Source organism: Microvirga sp. RSM25 (genome assembly GCF_044784385.1).
Taxonomy (GTDB): domain Bacteria; phylum Pseudomonadota; class Alphaproteobacteria; order Rhizobiales; family Beijerinckiaceae; genus Microvirga; species Microvirga tunisiensis.
Map to the genome: position 1 here is coordinate 4,843,500 of NZ_CP173039.1, position 15,228 is coordinate 4,858,727.

General features: G+C 64.6%; 14 protein-coding genes. 8 read left to right on the plus strand and 6 right to left on the minus strand.

Annotated elements, in window-relative coordinates:
- Positions 1-103: 103 nt before the first annotated feature.
- The 4 genes from xylF to ACD578_RS23010 all read left to right on the plus strand — a co-directional run bounded on the left by xylF (position 104) and on the right by ACD578_RS23010 (position 4,428).
- A complete protein-coding gene (gene xylF, locus ACD578_RS22995) occupies positions 104-1,147 on the plus strand; it encodes a D-xylose ABC transporter substrate-binding protein (protein ID WP_404288822.1) in 1,044 nt (347 codons plus the stop codon).
- Positions 1,148-1,321: 174 nt separating this feature from the next.
- On the plus strand, positions 1,322-2,620 hold the full coding sequence (locus ACD578_RS23000) for a sugar ABC transporter permease (RefSeq protein WP_404288824.1): 1,299 nt from the start codon (positions 1,322-1,324) through the stop codon (positions 2,618-2,620).
- 12 nt (positions 2,621-2,632) lie between these two features.
- Positions 2,633-3,412 (plus strand): ATP-binding cassette domain-containing protein, encoded by a 780-nt coding sequence (locus ACD578_RS23005; protein WP_404288826.1) that lies wholly within the window; start codon positions 2,633-2,635, stop codon positions 3,410-3,412.
- Between the two features lie 263 nt (positions 3,413-3,675).
- Positions 3,676-4,428 carry an SDR family NAD(P)-dependent oxidoreductase gene (locus ACD578_RS23010; protein WP_404288828.1) on the plus strand — a complete coding sequence of 251 codons (753 nt, stop codon included), beginning with the start codon at positions 3,676-3,678 and terminating at the stop codon, positions 4,426-4,428.
- 203 nt (positions 4,429-4,631) lie between these two features.
- Here ACD578_RS23010 and ACD578_RS23015 read toward each other — a convergent pair whose 3' ends face one another.
- Positions 4,632-5,957 (minus strand): AmpG family muropeptide MFS transporter, encoded by a 1,326-nt coding sequence (locus tag ACD578_RS23015; RefSeq protein WP_404288830.1) that lies wholly within the window; start codon positions 5,955-5,957, stop codon positions 4,632-4,634.
- A gap of 60 nt (positions 5,958-6,017) precedes the next feature.
- Positions 6,018-6,842 (minus strand): SIR2 family NAD-dependent protein deacylase, encoded by an 825-nt coding sequence (locus ACD578_RS23020; RefSeq protein WP_404288832.1) that lies wholly within the window; start codon positions 6,840-6,842, stop codon positions 6,018-6,020.
- A 217-nt stretch (positions 6,843-7,059) separates the two neighbouring features.
- On the opposite strand from ACD578_RS23020, the gene ACD578_RS23025 reads away from it, so the two are divergent.
- The gene (locus ACD578_RS23025) at positions 7,060-7,635 is read left to right on the plus strand and encodes an NUDIX domain-containing protein (RefSeq protein WP_404288834.1); all 576 of its coding nucleotides are present in this window, start codon (positions 7,060-7,062) and stop codon (positions 7,633-7,635) included.
- 177 nt (positions 7,636-7,812) lie between these two features.
- Here ACD578_RS23025 and fghA read toward each other — a convergent pair whose 3' ends face one another.
- Complete coding sequence (gene fghA, locus ACD578_RS23030) at positions 7,813-8,661, minus strand: S-formylglutathione hydrolase (protein ID WP_404288836.1); 849 nt, start codon at positions 8,659-8,661, stop codon at positions 7,813-7,815.
- Positions 8,662-8,675: 14 nt separating this feature from the next.
- A complete protein-coding gene (locus ACD578_RS23035) occupies positions 8,676-9,788 on the minus strand; it encodes an S-(hydroxymethyl)glutathione dehydrogenase/class III alcohol dehydrogenase (RefSeq protein WP_404288838.1) in 1,113 nt (370 codons plus the stop codon).
- A 142-nt stretch (positions 9,789-9,930) separates the two neighbouring features.
- Here ACD578_RS23035 and ACD578_RS23040 point away from each other — a divergent pair, with 142 nt between their 5' ends.
- On the plus strand, positions 9,931-10,581 hold the full coding sequence (locus tag ACD578_RS23040; protein ID WP_404288840.1) for an MBL fold metallo-hydrolase: 651 nt from the start codon (positions 9,931-9,933) through the stop codon (positions 10,579-10,581).
- 176 nt (positions 10,582-10,757) lie between these two features.
- Here ACD578_RS23040 and ACD578_RS23045 read toward each other — a convergent pair whose 3' ends face one another.
- On the minus strand, positions 10,758-12,224 hold the full coding sequence (locus tag ACD578_RS23045; protein ID WP_404288842.1) for a catalase: 1,467 nt from the start codon (positions 12,222-12,224) through the stop codon (positions 10,758-10,760).
- A 93-nt stretch (positions 12,225-12,317) separates the two neighbouring features.
- On the opposite strand from ACD578_RS23045, the gene ACD578_RS23050 reads away from it, so the two are divergent.
- Positions 12,318-13,238 (plus strand): LysR substrate-binding domain-containing protein, encoded by a 921-nt coding sequence (locus tag ACD578_RS23050; protein ID WP_404288844.1) that lies wholly within the window; start codon positions 12,318-12,320, stop codon positions 13,236-13,238.
- Positions 13,239-13,271: 33 nt separating this feature from the next.
- Entirely contained in the window at positions 13,272-13,904 is a 633-nt protein-coding gene (locus ACD578_RS23055; protein ID WP_404288846.1) for a DsbA family protein, read from the plus strand.
- Between the two features lie 37 nt (positions 13,905-13,941).
- On the opposite strand, the gene ACD578_RS23060 is transcribed toward ACD578_RS23055, so the two are convergent.
- The gene (locus ACD578_RS23060) at positions 13,942-15,177 is read right to left on the minus strand and encodes a YeeE/YedE family protein (protein ID WP_404288848.1); all 1,236 of its coding nucleotides are present in this window, start codon (positions 15,175-15,177) and stop codon (positions 13,942-13,944) included.
- Positions 15,178-15,228 lie beyond the last annotated feature (51 nt).

The window sequence follows — 15,228 nt, forward strand, 5'->3', positions numbered from 1 at the left end:
TATAAAGCATGGCAGCGCGAGCCATCCCGTCGATCCGCCTCGGAGCGACAGCCTGTCATGAGCAAGGGACCTGCAAGGGAACGCAAGGTCCAGGAGGAAGCCGATGCTATCGAAGAAACACGCGTTGATCAGTCTTGCCGCTCTGGCTCTTTCCGCCACTGCCGCTTTCGCCCAGAAGGGCCCGGTCGTCGGCGTCAGCTGGTCGAACTTCCAGGAAGAACGCTGGAAGACCGACGAGGCCGCCATCAAGGCCGCGGTCGAAAAGGCCGGCGGCACCTATGTCTCGGCCGATGCGCAATCCTCGCCCGCCAAGCAGCTCACCGATATCGAGAGCCTCATCTCCCGCGGCGCCAAGGCGCTGGTCGTGCTGGCGCAGGACGCCGATGCGGTGCGCCCGGCCGTGGAGAAGGCGATCGCCGAAGGCATCGCGGTCGTCGGGTATGATCGCCTCATCGAAATTCCGCAGGTCTTCTATCTCACCTTCGACAATGTCGAGGTCGGCCGTCTTCAGGCCCGCGAGGTGCTGAAGCTGAAGCCCGAGGGCAATTATGCCTTCATCAAGGGATCGGGCTCCGATCCGAACGCCAACTTCCTGTTCCAGGGCTCGATGGAAGTGCTGAAGCCCGCCATCGATGCCGGCAAGATCAAGAATGTGGGCGAGGCCTACACGGACGGCTGGCTCCCCGCCAATGCCCAGCGGAACATGGAGCAGTTCCTCACCAAGAACAACAACAAGATCGACGCGGTGATCGCCGCCAATGACGGTACCGCAGGCGGCGCTATCGCAGCGCTGGGAGCGCAGGGCCTCGCCGGTTCCGTTCCCGTCTCCGGTCAGGACGCCGACAAGGCGGCGCTGAACCGCGTGGCGCTCGGCACGCAATCTGTCACGGTGTTCAAGGATGCCCGCGAACTCGGTCGCAACGCGGCGGAGATCGCCGTGCAGCTGGCAGGCGGCAAGAAGCTCACCGAGATCCAGGGTGCGAAGTCCTGGAATCTCGGCCCGAAGAAGCAGAACATGACGGCTCTCTTCCTCACTCCCGTGGCGATCACGAAGGACAATCTCGACGTGGTCGTCAAGGCCGGCTGGGCTTCCAAGGAAGTGGTCTGCCAGGGCGTGAAGGCCGGCTCCGTGAAGGCCTGCAACTGATCCAGCACTGTCATTCCGGGGCGCGCTTGTCGCGAGCCCGGAATCCATAAACGCCGACGCTTACGATAGGACGCAGCGGCATCCGCCGTGCTTGTTCTGGAAGCGAGTGATTATGGGTTCCGGGTTCCGCTTCGCGGCTCCGGAATGACGCTTTTTGTACAACGAGCCATTCTCATGACCGCACCCGTTGCCACCACTGCCCCGCCGCCGAGCGCCGCTTCCGGCTCGCTCCTCTCGAAGATCGAGATCGATGTCCGCATGCTCGGCATGCTGGCGGCACTCGCCGTCATCTGGATCGGCTTCGATATCCTCTCCGGCGGCGTCTTCCTGACCCCGCGCAACCTCTGGAACCTGTCGGTCCAGACGGCCTCCGTGGCGATCATGGCGACCGGCATGGTGCTTGTCATCGTCACGCGCAACATCGACCTTTCGGTCGGTGCGATTCTCGGCGTCGTGGGCATGATCATCGGCGTCGCGCAGGTGCAGTGGCTGCCGGCTTATCTCGGCCTCGAGCATTGGCTGACCGCACCGCTCGCCGTGCTGATCGCCATCACCGTCGGTGGACTGATCGGTCTGTTCCAGGGCTGGCTCATCGCCTATCTCGGCATTCCCTCCTTCATCGTGACGCTCGGCGGTCTGCTGGTGTGGCGCGGTGCGGCCTGGTGGGTCACGACGGGTCAGACCGTGGCGCCCATGGACACCCGGTTCAAGGCCTTCGGCGGCGGTGTGGAGGGCGCGCTCGGCGCGACCGCCACCTGGATCATCGCAGCCATTGCCTGCGGCTTCATCGTGATGGCCCTGGGCTTCGCCCGCCGTCGTCGCCTGCGCTTCGGCTTCCCGGTGCGTCCGGGCTGGGCCGACGCGGTGATCGCCGTCGTCGCCTGCGGCGCTGTGCTCGCTGCAGCCGCCATCGCCAATGCCTATCCGCTGCCCGCCGGCACGGCGCGCCGCTGGGCGGAGGCGAACGGTATCGCCTGGCCCGAGGGCGGGCTGTTCATTCCGCATGGCGTCGCGTTGCCTGTGCTGATCGCCGTCGTGGTCGGGCTCATCATGACGTTCGTCGCCACGCGCCGGCGTTTCGGTCGCTACGTTTTCGCCATCGGCGGCAATCCCGAGGCGGCCGAGCTCTCGGGCATCAACACCCGCTGGACGCTGATGAAGGTGTTCGGCCTCATGGGTCTGCTCTGCGGGATCTCCGCCTGCATCTCGACCGCCCGTCTGAATGCCGCGACGAATGCGGCAGGCACCCTCGACGAGCTGTACGTGATCGCTTCCGCCGTGATCGGCGGCACGTCGCTTGCCGGCGGCATCGGCACCGTTGCCGGGGCCATGCTCGGCGCACTCGTCATGCAGTCGCTGCAATCGGGCATGGTGCTGCTCGGCGTCGACACGCCGCTGCAGAACATCGTCGTCGGCGCGGTTCTCGTGCTGGCCGTCTGGGTCGACAGCCTCTATCGCCGTCGCATCAAGTAGGATAAGCGCATCATGCACACGAATGGAACGACGCCTCTCGTCGAGATGCGCAACATCTCCATCGCCTTCGGCGGCATCAAGGCCGTGGACGGCGTGTCCGTCGATCTTCGCCCCGGCGAAGTGGTGGGCCTGCTCGGCCACAACGGCGCCGGCAAGTCGACGCTGATCAAAATCCTCTCCGGCGCCTACAAGCCGGATGCGGGCGAGATCTACGTGAACGGCGAGCATGCCGACATTTCGACGCCTCGCGATGCCAAGCGCTTCGGCATCGAGACGATCTATCAGACGCTCGCGCTCGCCGATAACATCGACGCCGCCGGCAACATCTTCCTGGGCCGTGAGGTCCTCACGCCATACGGCACCCTCGACGATGCGACGATGGAGGCGGAGACCCGCAAGGTCATGGCGCGCCTCAATCCGCATTTCCGCCGCTTCAAGGAGCCGGTGAAGGCGCTCTCGGGCGGCCAGCGCCAGTCGGTTGCGATCGCGCGCGCGATCTATTTCAATGCCCGCGTCCTCATCATGGACGAGCCGACGGCGGCGCTCGGCCCGGCCGAGACGCAGCAGGTCGCCGATCTCGTGCTGCAGCTGAAAAAGGAAGGCATCGGCATCTTCCTCATCAGCCACGACATCCACGACGTGTTCGGCCTCGCCGACCGGGTGAGCGTGATGAAGAACGGCAAGCTCGTCGGCTCGGCCAATGTGCAGGACGTCACGCAGGACGAGGTGCTCGGGATGATCATCCTCGGCAAATGCCCGCCAGGCGCCACGCCGGGACCGGGCGCGAGCTAATAGGAGACCGCATATCTCCCCTCTGCGAACAGAGGAGGGGCGAGTGTGACCAGGTGAGACCATTCCGTCATGGCCGGCCTTGACGGCCATGTAAAGCGCCGTGCCTTCCGGATCGGGATCATCGGCACAAGACCGGTGATGACAAGGTAGAAGGAGCAGTGCCGGTCCTCATCAGGCTCAGCACTCCGACGATGCGACCCCACCCTCAATTCTCTCCCGACAGAGGGGGAGGAAAGAAAAACAAGGCAGAGTGAGAGAGATCCATGACCCAGACCATCTACGGCTCCCTGAAGGGTAAGACCGTTCTCATCACCGGCGGCGCCAGCGGCATCGGTGAGAGCATCGCGCGTTCGTTCCATGCCCAGGGCAGCAAGGTCGCCATCCTCGACTACAATGCCGAGGCCGGCCAGGCGCTGGCGAAGGAACTCGGCGAGCGTGTGCATTTCGAGCACAGCGACGTGCGCGACATCCCGGCCTTTCAGGCGGCCATCCGGCGCGCGAGCGACGCGGTCGGGCCCATCACGATCCTCGTCAACAACGCGGCCCGCGACGACCGCCACACCATCGACCAGGTGACGCCGGAATACTGGCGCGAGCGCTTCGCCACCAATCTCGACCACCAGTTCTTCGCCGCGCAGGCCGTGCTGCCCGACATGGAGAAGGCCGGCGGCGGTTCGATCATCAACATGGGGTCCACGAGCTACATGGTGAGCGACGATTCCTTTGCGGCCTACAAGACCGCCAAGTCCGCCGCAATCGGCCTGACCCGGGCGCTCGCCCGCGAGCTCGGGCCGAAGAACATCCGCGTCAACTGCCTCGTGCCGGGCTGGATCATGACCCAGCGCCAGATCGATCTCTGGTTGACGCCGGAAGGCGAGAAGGAACTGCTCAAGCGTCAGTGCGTGAAGCGCAAGCTCGTGCCGCAGGACATCGCCAACTTCACGCTCTTCCTCGGCGCCGACGATTCTAGTGCCATGTCGGCCCAGACCTATCTCGTGGACGGCGGCTGGGTCTGATCGCAATCTCAGGAAACGTCATCCCGGTCGGAGAAGTCGATCCGCGATCGTTGATAAAGTACTATCTCCCGTCATGGCCGGGCTTGTCCCGGCCATCTCGCTTCTGAAGGCCGGTGAACATTTCAATCGGGATCACCGGCACGAGGCCGGTGATGACGTGGAGGGTGTCATTACGATTCGCGCTCGCCGGGATGCCGTTTGATCTATGCCCGCGAGCCCGCTCCAACCGGAGCGGCGGTCATCTCGGCCGCTTCCTCTTTTTCCTCCGCCGTCTTCATCGTATCCCGTCGCACGATAAGGCACAGCAACACCAACGGGATGCCGATGCCGGCGGTGGCGGTAAAAAGAAGCGGATAGCCGTAGGCGTCCACCACCGCGCCGGAGGCCCCGCCGATGAGCTTGCCGGGCAGGGCGTAGAGTGAGCTGAGAAGCGCGTATTGCGTGGCAGCAAATCCGGGCGAGGTCAGGCCCGACATGTAGGCGATGAGGGCGGAGCCCGCGAAACCCGCGGCGAAGTTGTCGAAGCTGATGGTAAGGGTCAAAAGGTCCAGCCGCGCTCCTTCCGCGGCAAGCCAGGCGAACATCAGGTTCGACGAAGCGGCGATGACCGCGCCGATCAGCAACGTCCACCAGAGACCGAGCCGGGTCAGCGCCAATCCGCCCGCAAAGGCGCCGATGATGCCGATCCAGACCCCGTAGAGCTTCGACACGTTGGCGATGTCCGTCTTGGAGAAGCCAAGATCGATATAGAGCGGATTCGCCATGACGCCGGCGACGAAGTCCGGCAAGCGGAAGCAGGCGATGAGCGCAAGAATCGGGATGAGGATCAGTCCTTTGCGGCGAAAGAGATCGGCCAGAGGCTCGGTGATTGCGGCCCTGAAGGGGAGGTGCTCGCGCGCGGCGCTCTCATCGGCCCGTGGAGCAAGCAGCGTTCCGATGAGGCCCACGGCCATGAGCGCGGCCATCGCGAGATAGGCGCTGCGCCAGTTCACGAACTCCGCGATATAGAGCGCGCCCGCACCTGCGCAGATGAGCGCCAGCCGATAGCCGAGTTGGTAGGAGGCGGCCATCATGCCCTGGCGCTCGGTCGAGGCCACGTCGATGCGCCAGCCATCGACCACGACATCCTGCGTTGCCGACGCGAAGGCGACGAGAAGGGCTGAGGCGATCGTGAGAGGCAGGCTCGTCTGCGGGCTGCTGACGGCGACGCCGACAAGACCGAGCGCAACGACGATCTGCGACGAGGCCATCCATCCACGCCGCCGTCCGAGAAGATTTGCAAGCACCGGCACGTCGTAACGGTCGACAATGGGAGCCCACAGAAACTTGAATGAATAGGCCAAAGCCACCCAGCTCAGCATTCCGATCTCGGTGCGCGAGATGCCGGCTTCGCGAAGCCAAGCCGAGAGCGTGCTGAAGACGAGCAGAAACGGGAGACCCGAGGAAAACCCCAAGGGCAGCATGAGCGCGATGCGCCCGTCGGTCAGAACGTCGCGAAGCGAGAGACGGCGTTTGGGTGCGGCAGCCATGAAATCATCTTGAGAATGTGAAAGGCGGCCACATTGGCACAAGGCGGTGCCGAAGCAAAATCACGGGCATTCCTCTTTTTTCTCGACCGCCTCGTTCAGCTTGGTGAGGAACCGTTCGAGGGCCTGCTCCGGCGGGCAATCCTTTTCCATCAGGACCTGCAGGCCCCACTGCTCCAGAACCGCCTGCTCGACAGGGTTCGGGCGCAGCATGAACACATAGGATTGCGGCCGGTCCCTCTCGTAGCCCGATCCGGCCCAGGTCTTCCACAGTCGGTGCATGAGGAAGCGGATGTTGAGGTCCGTCATGCTGTAGCCGATGAACAGGATGGTCTTGCCGAGCGCATCGGACCGGAACTTGATGTCGAGGGGAGATTCGAAGGACAGGCGTTCGAGATAGTCCGTTTCCGCGATCACGATGGAGCCATCGTCGTCGAAGTCGCCATGGTATTTCACGATCTGCGCCACTCCCGGCCGAACACGGGCGATATCCTTGGCATTGACGATCTTGACGTAATCCTTGCCCCGCAAGTCGAACGAGGTTTCCAGGTTACGATCGAAATTCGACGTGTAGATGATCGGGAAGTCGAGCTTGCAGATGAGCTCGTGCACGCGGGACTTCTTCAGGGTCTCGTCGGGAATGGTCCAGTTGCGGTCCATCCAGCTGCGCAGGGGCCCGATACTGCCCTGCTTGAGGCGGTAATATTCCGCGAGCGTCAGATAGTTGAGGTCCGCTCCTTTGAAGTCGGACAGGTCGATCTCCAGCTCGTCGGCAATGTGTTCGATCAAGGTGCTCCAGGAGGGCAGGCCGACCGTCATGGAGACCCCGGCGCCGGCGAACAGAATGGCCTGCCTTCTCTTAATGGCCGCAACCAGACCTTCCAGCACGCAACTCTCCTTCACCATAGTCTCGGCCCCAAAAGGGGATTCCACTTCTGGGACCCATCCGATGCTCAATTCTTTAAGTGGCGCATCGTTCGGATGCGCCGGCGCCTGCTCTTAACGCACGAACGCGGCACTCGGCTTCAATCGACCTTGAGGGATAACTTGAGCGTTTCGCGTGTTGTCTTAAGCTTCGGCATCATCCAACGGGAGAGAACGGGACGTGGCAGGCTACCGGATTCAACAGGTCGAAACCCTCCATGAGGGCTGGCGTAAGCTTCTGAAACTCACGATCGAGATGCCGGATGGCCGGACCATGGCGCGGGAGGTCCTGAACAGCACCGATGCCGCCGCCGTGCTTCCCTACGATCCGGTGCGACGCACGGTCATCCTGATCCGGCAGTTCCGCGCACCCGTCATGCATGTGGAGGGCCATCCGGATTTCCTGGAGGCCGTGGCGGGCCTGCTCGACGGGGACGAGCCCGAGACCTGCGCCAGGCGCGAGGCCATGGAGGAGGCAGGCTTTCGCATTGCCCAGCTGGAGCCGGTGGGAACGGCTTGGTCGGCTCCCGGCATGACGACGGAGCGCCTGCACCTGTTCCTGGCGCCCTATACGGCCGCCGACCGGGTCGGCGAGGGCGGGGGACTGGCCGAGGAGCACGAGGAGATCGAGGTGCTGGAACTCGGCCTCGACGAGGTGATGCGGATGCTGGAGCAGGGCACCATCGCGGACATGAAGACCCTGGCCCTGATCCAGGCCCTGCAGCTCCGGCATCCGGACCTGTTCGGCAAGACCTGAAAACGGGTTCTACAAATTCCGGTCGCCCAGAGCCTTGCCAGGAATGACACCTTTCTACGTCATGGTCGGGCTTGTCCCGGCCATCCCGATCCGGTGAGGCTTGGTCGTTTCATGCAAACGAGATCACCGGGACAAGCCCGGTGATGACGACGGAGAGATGGATCGTCGGTTAGACGCTCAAGCCGCGCCGACGCGCCGGGCATGCCAGCGCAGGTGGTCCTCGATGAAGGTGGCGATGAAGAAGTAGGAGTGGTCGTAGCCCTCCTGCATCCGCAGCGTTAAGGGCTGCCCTGCCTTGACGCAGGCCGCCTCCAGGAGCTGAGGCTTCAGCTGGCTTTCCAGGAAGCTGTCGGCCGTGCCCTGGTCCACCAGGAGGTCGGGGAGCCGGGCGCCGCTCTCGATCAGCGCGCAGGCATCATAGTCGCGCCAAGCCGCGCGGTCGGGGCCGATATAGTTCGACAGGGCCTTCTCGCCCCAGGGGCAGTTCATGGGCGAGGCGATGGGCGCGAAGGCCGAGACGGCCTTAAAGCGCCCCGGGTTGCGCAAAGCAATGGTGAGCGCCCCATGGCCGCCCATGGAATGGCCGGTGATGCCCTGGCGGCTCATGTCGGCCGGCAGGTTCTCGGCCACCAGAGCCGGCAGCTCGTGCTCGAGATAGGAGCGCATGCGGTAATGCCTCGTCCAGGGCTCCTGCGTGGCATCCACATAGAAGCCGGCGCCCAGGCCGAAATCGTAAGCGCCTTGCGCGTCGTCGGGCACGCCCTCGCCGCGGGGGCTGGTATCCGGGGCGATCAGGATCAGGCCGAGCTCCGAGGCCACGCGCTGCGCGCCCGCCTTCACGGTAAAATTCTCCTCCGTGCAGGTGAGGCCGGAGAGAAACCACACCACCGGCACCTTGCCCGCGTTCGCCTGCGGCGGAACGAAGGCGGCAAGGCGCATGGGCGTGCCTGTTTCACGGGAAGCATGACGGTAGACGAACTGCGTGCCGCCAAAGCTGCGGGACTGCGAGACAACCTCGAAACTCAACCTGTCTCTCCTGATCAGTAGACGATGACCGAGCGGATCGACTTGCCTTCGTGCATGAGGTCGAAGGCGGTGTTGATCTCCTCGAGCGGCATGGTGTGGGTGATCAGATCGTCGATGTTGATCTTGCCCTCCATGTACCAGTCGACGATCTTCGGCACGTCCGTGCGGCCGCGCGCGCCGCCGAAGGCCGTGCCCTTCCAGACGCGGCCGGTGACGAGCTGGAACGGACGGGTGGAGATCTCCTTGCCGGCTTCCGCCACGCCGATGATGATGCTCTCGCCCCAGCCGCGATGGCAGCATTCGAGCGCCTGACGCATCACGTTCACGTTGCCGGTCGCGTCGAACGAGAAATCCGCGCCGCCGCCGGTGAGATCGACGATGGCCTGCACCACCTTGTCGGTGCCGACCTCGTTGGGATTGATGAAGTCGGTCATGCCGAATTTCTTCGCCATCTCGACCTTGGCCGGGTTGATGTCGACGCCGATGATCTTGTCGGCGCCCACCATGCGCGCGCCCTGGATCACGTTGAGCCCGATGCCGCCGAGGCCGAACACCACCACGTTCGCGCCGGGCCACACCTTCGCCGTGTAGATCACCGCGCCGATGCCCGTGGTGACGCCGCAGCCGATGTAGCAGATCTTGTCGAAGGGCGCGTCCTCGCGCACCTTGGCGAGCGCGATCTCCGGCAAAACGGTGAAGTTCGCGAAGGTCGAGCAGCCCATGTAGTGGAACACCGTCTCGCCGTCGCAGCGGAAGCGGCTCGTGCCGTCGGGCATGACACCCTGGCCTTGCGTGGAGCGGATCGCGGTGCAGAGATTGGTGCGGCGCGACAGGCAGGATTTGCAGTTGCGGCACTCGGGCGTGTACAGCGGGATCACGTGATCGCCGACTTTCAGTGTCGTGACGCCGGGGCCGACCTCGCGCACGATGCCGGCGCCCTCATGGCCGAGGATCGCCGGGAACTTGCCCTCGGAATCGAGACCCGACAGGGTGTAGGCATCCGTGTGGCAGACGCCCGTCGCCATCACCTCCACGAGCACCTCACCCGCCTTTGGGCCGTCGATGCGGATGGTCTCGATGGTGAGCGGCTTGCCAGCCTCCCATGCCACGGCGGCCCTGGTTTCCATGCTCGTGTCCTCGTTGTGATTCGATGAGGGGACTATGTGAACCGGGGTCACCGAAGGTCAAGTGAAGCGCTCCCGATCCCGGAGGCTTCCCAGCGGCCGATCCAAAGCCTATCTCTGGCTCGACAAGACAAAGGAACCTCTCGTGCCAGATGTCCGCGCCGCCATCATCCCCGTGACGCCGTTCCAGCAGAACTGCACATTGTTGTGGTGCGAGAAGACCAAGAAGGCGGCGGTGGTCGATCCCGGGGGCGATCTTCCCCGTATCCGCGAGGCCATCGCACAGGCGGGCGTGACCGTGGACAAGATCATCCTCACCCATGGCCATATCGATCACGCCGGTGGAGCAGCCGAGCTGCGCGAGGAACTTGGCGTCCGGATCGAGGGGCCGCACGAGGCGGATCGGTTCCTGCTGGAGCGGCTGGCGGAGCAGGGGCAGGCCTATGGTTTTCCCGCCCGCGCCGTCACGCCGGACCGTTGGCTGAACGAGGGCGATACGGTCACCATCGGCGATCTCACCCTCGACGTGCTCCATTGCCCCGGCCACTCGCCGGGCAGCGTCGTGCTCGTGTCGCCGTCGCAGCGCTTCGCGCTCGTGGGCGACGTGCTGTTCCAGGGCTCCGTCGGGCGCACCGACCTTCCCGGCGGCGACGGCAAGGCGCTGATCCGCTCGATCAGGGACAAGCTCCTGCCGCTCGGCGACGACATCGCCTTCATCTGCGGCCACGGCCCCATGAGCACCATCGGCGAGGAGCGGCAGACCAATCCGTTCCTGCAGGGTGAGGGATTGTTGTGAGATCTGTGTCATCCCCGGCGGCCCTTCAGGGCCGGGAAGGGGATACATCGACACGCTCAGCACCATGGATCCCCTTCCCTCGCTACGCTCGCCGGGGATGACACGGTAGGAATCGCCGAAACAAAAACGGCCCGGGATTGCTCCCGGGCCGTTCTCTTCGCCCCTACGGCTTTTGTTTATTCCGCAGCCTGGATCATCACGGCGCCCTTGAGGCCCATGCGATCCGCCACGCCGAGGCCATAGCCCTTGTCGGCGAGATAGAAGTGCACGATCTGGCGCTTCACGATCTCCTGCGGCACGCCCTGCATGGCTTCCGCGATGTTGTCCATGAGCCGGCTCTGCTCGTCCGGCGTCATGAGGCGGAACAGGTCGCCCGGCTGCCTGTAGTCGTCGTTGCCGGCGCGGTGATCGTAGCGGTCGGCATCGCCCGAGATCTTGAGCGGCGGCTCGGCGGCACGCTGCGTCTGCACCGGGCCGTTGAAGGAGTTCGGCTCGTAATACGCATTGCCGCGGTTCGGGATGTCCAACAGCATCGAGCCGTCGGCATGATAGTGATGCACCGGGCAGCGCGGACGGTTCACCGGCAACGCTTCGTAATGCGTGCCGACGCGGTAGCGGTGCGCATCCGCATAGGCGAAGATGCGGCCCTGCAGCATCTTGTCGGGCGAGAAGCCGATGCCGGGCACGATGTTCGACGGCGAGAACGAGGATTGCTCGACTTCGGCGAAGTAGTGCTGAGCGTTCCGGTTGAGCTCGAGCACGCCGACCTCGATCAGCGGATATTCCGCGTGCGGCCATACCTTGGTGACGTCGAACGGGTTGTAGGAGGTCTTCTCCGCATCCGTCTCCGGCATGATCTGAACACAGAACTTCCAGCGCGGGAATTCGCCGCCTTCGATGGCCTCGTAGAGGTCGCGCTGGGCGCTCTCGCGGTCCTTGGCGACGACGGCCTCGGCCTCGCGGTTCGACCAGGTCTTGATGCCCTGCATGGACTTGAAGTGGAACTTCACCCAGAAGCGCTCATCGGCCTCGTTGATGAACGAGTAGGTGTGCGAACCGAAGCCGTGCATGAAGCGATAGCCCTGCGGCAGACCGCGATCCGAGAACAGGATCGTCACCTGATGCAGGCTCTCGGGGCTGAGCGACCAGAAATCCCACATGGCGGTCGTCGAACGCAGGTTCGTGGCCGGATGGCGCTTCTGCGTGCGGATGAAATCGGGGAACTTCACCGGATCACGCACGAAGAACACGGGCGTGTTGTTGCCGACGATGTCCCAGTTGCCCTCATCCGTATAGAACTTCAGCGCGAAGCCGCGCACGTCGCGCTCGGCATCGGCCGCGCCGCGCTCACCGGCCACGGTCGAGAAGCGCAGGAAGACCTCGGTCTGCTTGCCGATTTCCGAGAAGACCTTCGCCTTGGAATATTGGGTGATGTCGTTGGTGATCGTCAGGGTGCCGTAGGCGGCCGAGCCCTTGGCATGGACCACGCGCTCCGGAATGCGCTCCCGGTTCTGGTGCGCCAGCTTCTCGATCAGCTGGTAGTCCTGGAGCAGCAGCGGGCCGCGGCTTCCGGCCGACAGGCTGTTCTGGTTGTCGGCGATCGGCGCACCGGCCGTCGTGGTCATCGTCGTCGTTTTTGTCATGGTCGCCCCTGTTGAGTGCCGCGCACGATGCCGGAGAGACCCGATAAGTTCCAATTGTATTGATTGCGAACTGCGATCAGTTATTCTTATCGCATGGTGACACTCCGTCAGTTACGTTACTTCGACGCCCTGGCTCGAACGAAGCATTTCGGCATGGCGGCCGATCAATGCGCCGTCACGCAGCCGGCCCTCTCCATGCAGATCAAGGAGTTGGAGCGGGAACTCGGCGTGGAGCTCGTCGAGCGTCGGGGCAATACCATCGCCGTGACTGTCGCGGGACAGGAGATCGCGGCCCGGGCCGAAGCGATCCTGAACCAGGTGCGCGAACTCTCCGACTATGCCCACCAGCATCAGGGGCTCCTCACGGGCTCGTTGCGTCTCGGGATCATTCCCTCCGTCGCACCCTATCTGCTGCCGGCGATCCTGACCGAGGTGGCAAAGCATTATCCGTCCCTCGATCTCCAGATCCGCGAGACGCAGACCGGGGCACTGGTCGAGGAACTGGTCCGGGGCGATCTCGATGCCGCCCTCCTCGCGCTGCCGATCCAGCAGCCGCAGGTGGAAACCATGGCGCTGTTCGACGACCGTTTTCTCATCGCCGTTCAAAGCCGGGCCGCCGAGGACTGGGCGAACAGCGATCTGCGCACCCGCATCGGGCAGGAGCGCCTGCTTCTCCTGGAGGAAGGGCATTGCCTCAGGGATCAGGCCCTGCAGTTCTGCCACATCGCCAACATGCAGGCCCGGAAGGCGCTGGGCGCCGCTTCGCTCACGACCATCATGCAGATGGTGGCGGCCGGGCACGGCATCACGCTGCTTCCCGAACTCTGCGCCCAGGCCGAGGTCGACCGGCAGCGGGTTGCGCTCATCGAATTTCCCGAGGATGCGCCCATGCGCACGGTCGGGCTGGCCTGGCGCCGCACATCGACCCGGAAGAGCGATTTCATGGCTCTGGGCAACCTGATCAAGTCGCTCAAGCGGCCGGATGCGGGCGCCGGAAAACCGGCCGCCCACTGATGCGTTGACTGGATTGGCTGAAGGAGCGCTTTCATGGCGAAGGGCAACACCGTCCGGATCTTGGTCTGGAGCGATTATGTCTGCCCGTTCTGCTATCTCGAGCGGCCCGTTCTGGAACGGGCCCAGGCTGAGCTTGGCCATGGGGTTGAGATCGACTGGCGCTCTTTCGAGCTTCGCCCAGAGCCGGAGCCGACGCTCGATCCCAACGCGGAATACCTGCACCGGGTCTGGAACCAGTCCGTCTATCCCATGGCGCAGGAGCGCGGCATGGTCCTGAAACTGCCGCCGGTTCAGCCGCGCAGCCGCAAGGCCCACGAAGCGGCCGAATTCGCGCGGCAGGCCAGCCGGCTCGATGCGATGAACAACGCCCTGTTCAAGGCCTTCTTCGAAGACGGGCGCGATCTCGCCGATATCGAGGTCCTGCTCGATATCGGACAATCCGTCGGGCTCGATGCCGGTGAGTTGCGCGAGGCTCTCACGAGCGGCCGCTATGAACAGCGTGTGATCGAAGACCAGCAGCTCGCGCGGCAGATCGGCATTTCCGGCGTTCCGGCCCTGATCGTGACGGCCGGCGCGCAGGCCTATCTCGTGTCCGGAGCACAGCCCTATGAGGCCGTGAAGGATGTGATTGCCCGTGCCATCGCGGACAGGAACGCCAGCGCCTGATTGTAAGAGGGCTGAGATCGACTCAGCCCCGTCCGGATCAGCAGCCGGTGAGCTTCACGCGTTCCACTTCGAGGCCGAAGAGGGGACGCACGCGTGTGCCGATGACGTTGCCGGCAAAGGCCGCGACGAGCCAGACCCAGCCATGCAGGCTGCCGGATGCGATGCCGGAGAAATAGGCGCCGATGTTGCAGCCATAGGCGAGTCGCGCGCCGTAGCCGAGAAGCAGGCCGCCCACGACCGCCGCGATGGCGGAGCGCAGCGGGACCTTCCAGGTGGGGGCGAAGCGGCCGGCCAGGGCGGCGGCCAGAAGCGCACCGAGAATGATGCCGAAATCCATCACCGTCGTGATGTCGTTGAAGATGCTGCCGTTGAGCGCGGCCTGGCTGGCGGGGCTCGACCAATAGGGCCAGCTCGCCACGTCGAAGCCAATGACGGCGGCGATCTTCGAGCCCCAGAGGGCGAAGGCCGAGGTTACGCCCCAGGGCCGGCCGGCGAGGTAGAGCGTCACGAAGTTCAGGAGCGCGAGCGCCACCGCGCCCGCCACCAGCGGCCACGGACCGCGCGTGAAGCGCGCAAGACCCTGGCGCGGGGAGGGAGCAGGCTGGATCAACTGGCCATGGCGGCGCTTTTCCAACACCACCGTCATACCGGCGATGATGGCAAAGACGACGAGCTGTACCGCGAGCGCGGTCCAGGGTCCCCAAAGCTCGATAATCGAAATCTTGGGCAGGCTCGGCAGGGCCGTCCACCAGTGCAGATGCGCCGCCCCGATGGCGGAGCCCGCAACGAAGGCGGCAAGCGTGATCACCATGCGGGTGGAGCCGCCGCCGACCGTATAGAGCGTGCCCGAGGCGCAGCCGCCGCCCATCTGCATGCCAATGCCGAAGATGAAGGCACCGAAGACCACACCGATCCCGGCCGGCGACACGTTGCCTGCCACCGGCTGGCCGAAGAGGGAGCCGGAGGCGAGGACGGGGAAGAACAGGATGGAGGCGATCGCCAGCATGACCATCTGCGCGCGCAGGCCCTCGCCGCGACGATCCGCGATGAAGACGCGCCAGGCCGAGGTGAAGCCGAAGGCAGCGTGATAGAGCACGAGCCCGAGCGCCGCGCCGAGCACGTAGAGCGCCGCCTGCTGCGGATTGATGATGGCGCCCAGCAGAGCCGCGCCGCCGACGATGCCGGCTGCGGCCGCCAGGGAGGCTGGGGCGTTGATGGTCAGGCTTGCACGGTTTCCGACGGAAAGAGGCGAAGCCACGGCAGAGCTGGACATGGTCGCTCCTGAGCTTTCGTGCGTGAGATTGCGGGGCAGCAGAACCTTGGA

Bases quoted from the DNA above. Each gene is read 5' to 3' on its own strand.
- ACD578_RS23045 (WP_404288842.1), bottom strand. From the start codon at position 12,224: ATGACAAAAACGACGACGATGACCACGACGGCCGGTGCGCCGATCGCC.
- xylF (WP_404288822.1), top strand. From the start codon at position 104: ATGCTATCGAAGAAACACGCGTTGATCAGTCTTGCCGCTCTGGCTCTT.
- ACD578_RS23050 (WP_404288844.1), top strand. From the start codon at position 12,318: ATGGTGACACTCCGTCAGTTACGTTACTTCGACGCCCTGGCTCGAACG.
- ACD578_RS23000 (WP_404288824.1), top strand. From the start codon at position 1,322: ATGACCGCACCCGTTGCCACCACTGCCCCGCCGCCGAGCGCCGCTTCC.
- ACD578_RS23060 (WP_404288848.1), bottom strand. From the start codon at position 15,177: ATGTCCAGCTCTGCCGTGGCTTCGCCTCTTTCCGTCGGAAACCGTGCA.
- ACD578_RS23035 (WP_404288838.1), bottom strand. From the start codon at position 9,788: ATGGAAACCAGGGCCGCCGTGGCATGGGAGGCTGGCAAGCCGCTCACC.
- ACD578_RS23005 (WP_404288826.1), top strand. From the start codon at position 2,633: ATGCACACGAATGGAACGACGCCTCTCGTCGAGATGCGCAACATCTCC.
- ACD578_RS23055 (WP_404288846.1), top strand. From the start codon at position 13,272: ATGGCGAAGGGCAACACCGTCCGGATCTTGGTCTGGAGCGATTATGTC.
- ACD578_RS23015 (WP_404288830.1), bottom strand. From the start codon at position 5,957: ATGGCTGCCGCACCCAAACGCCGTCTCTCGCTTCGCGACGTTCTGACC.
- ACD578_RS23010 (WP_404288828.1), top strand. From the start codon at position 3,676: ATGACCCAGACCATCTACGGCTCCCTGAAGGGTAAGACCGTTCTCATC.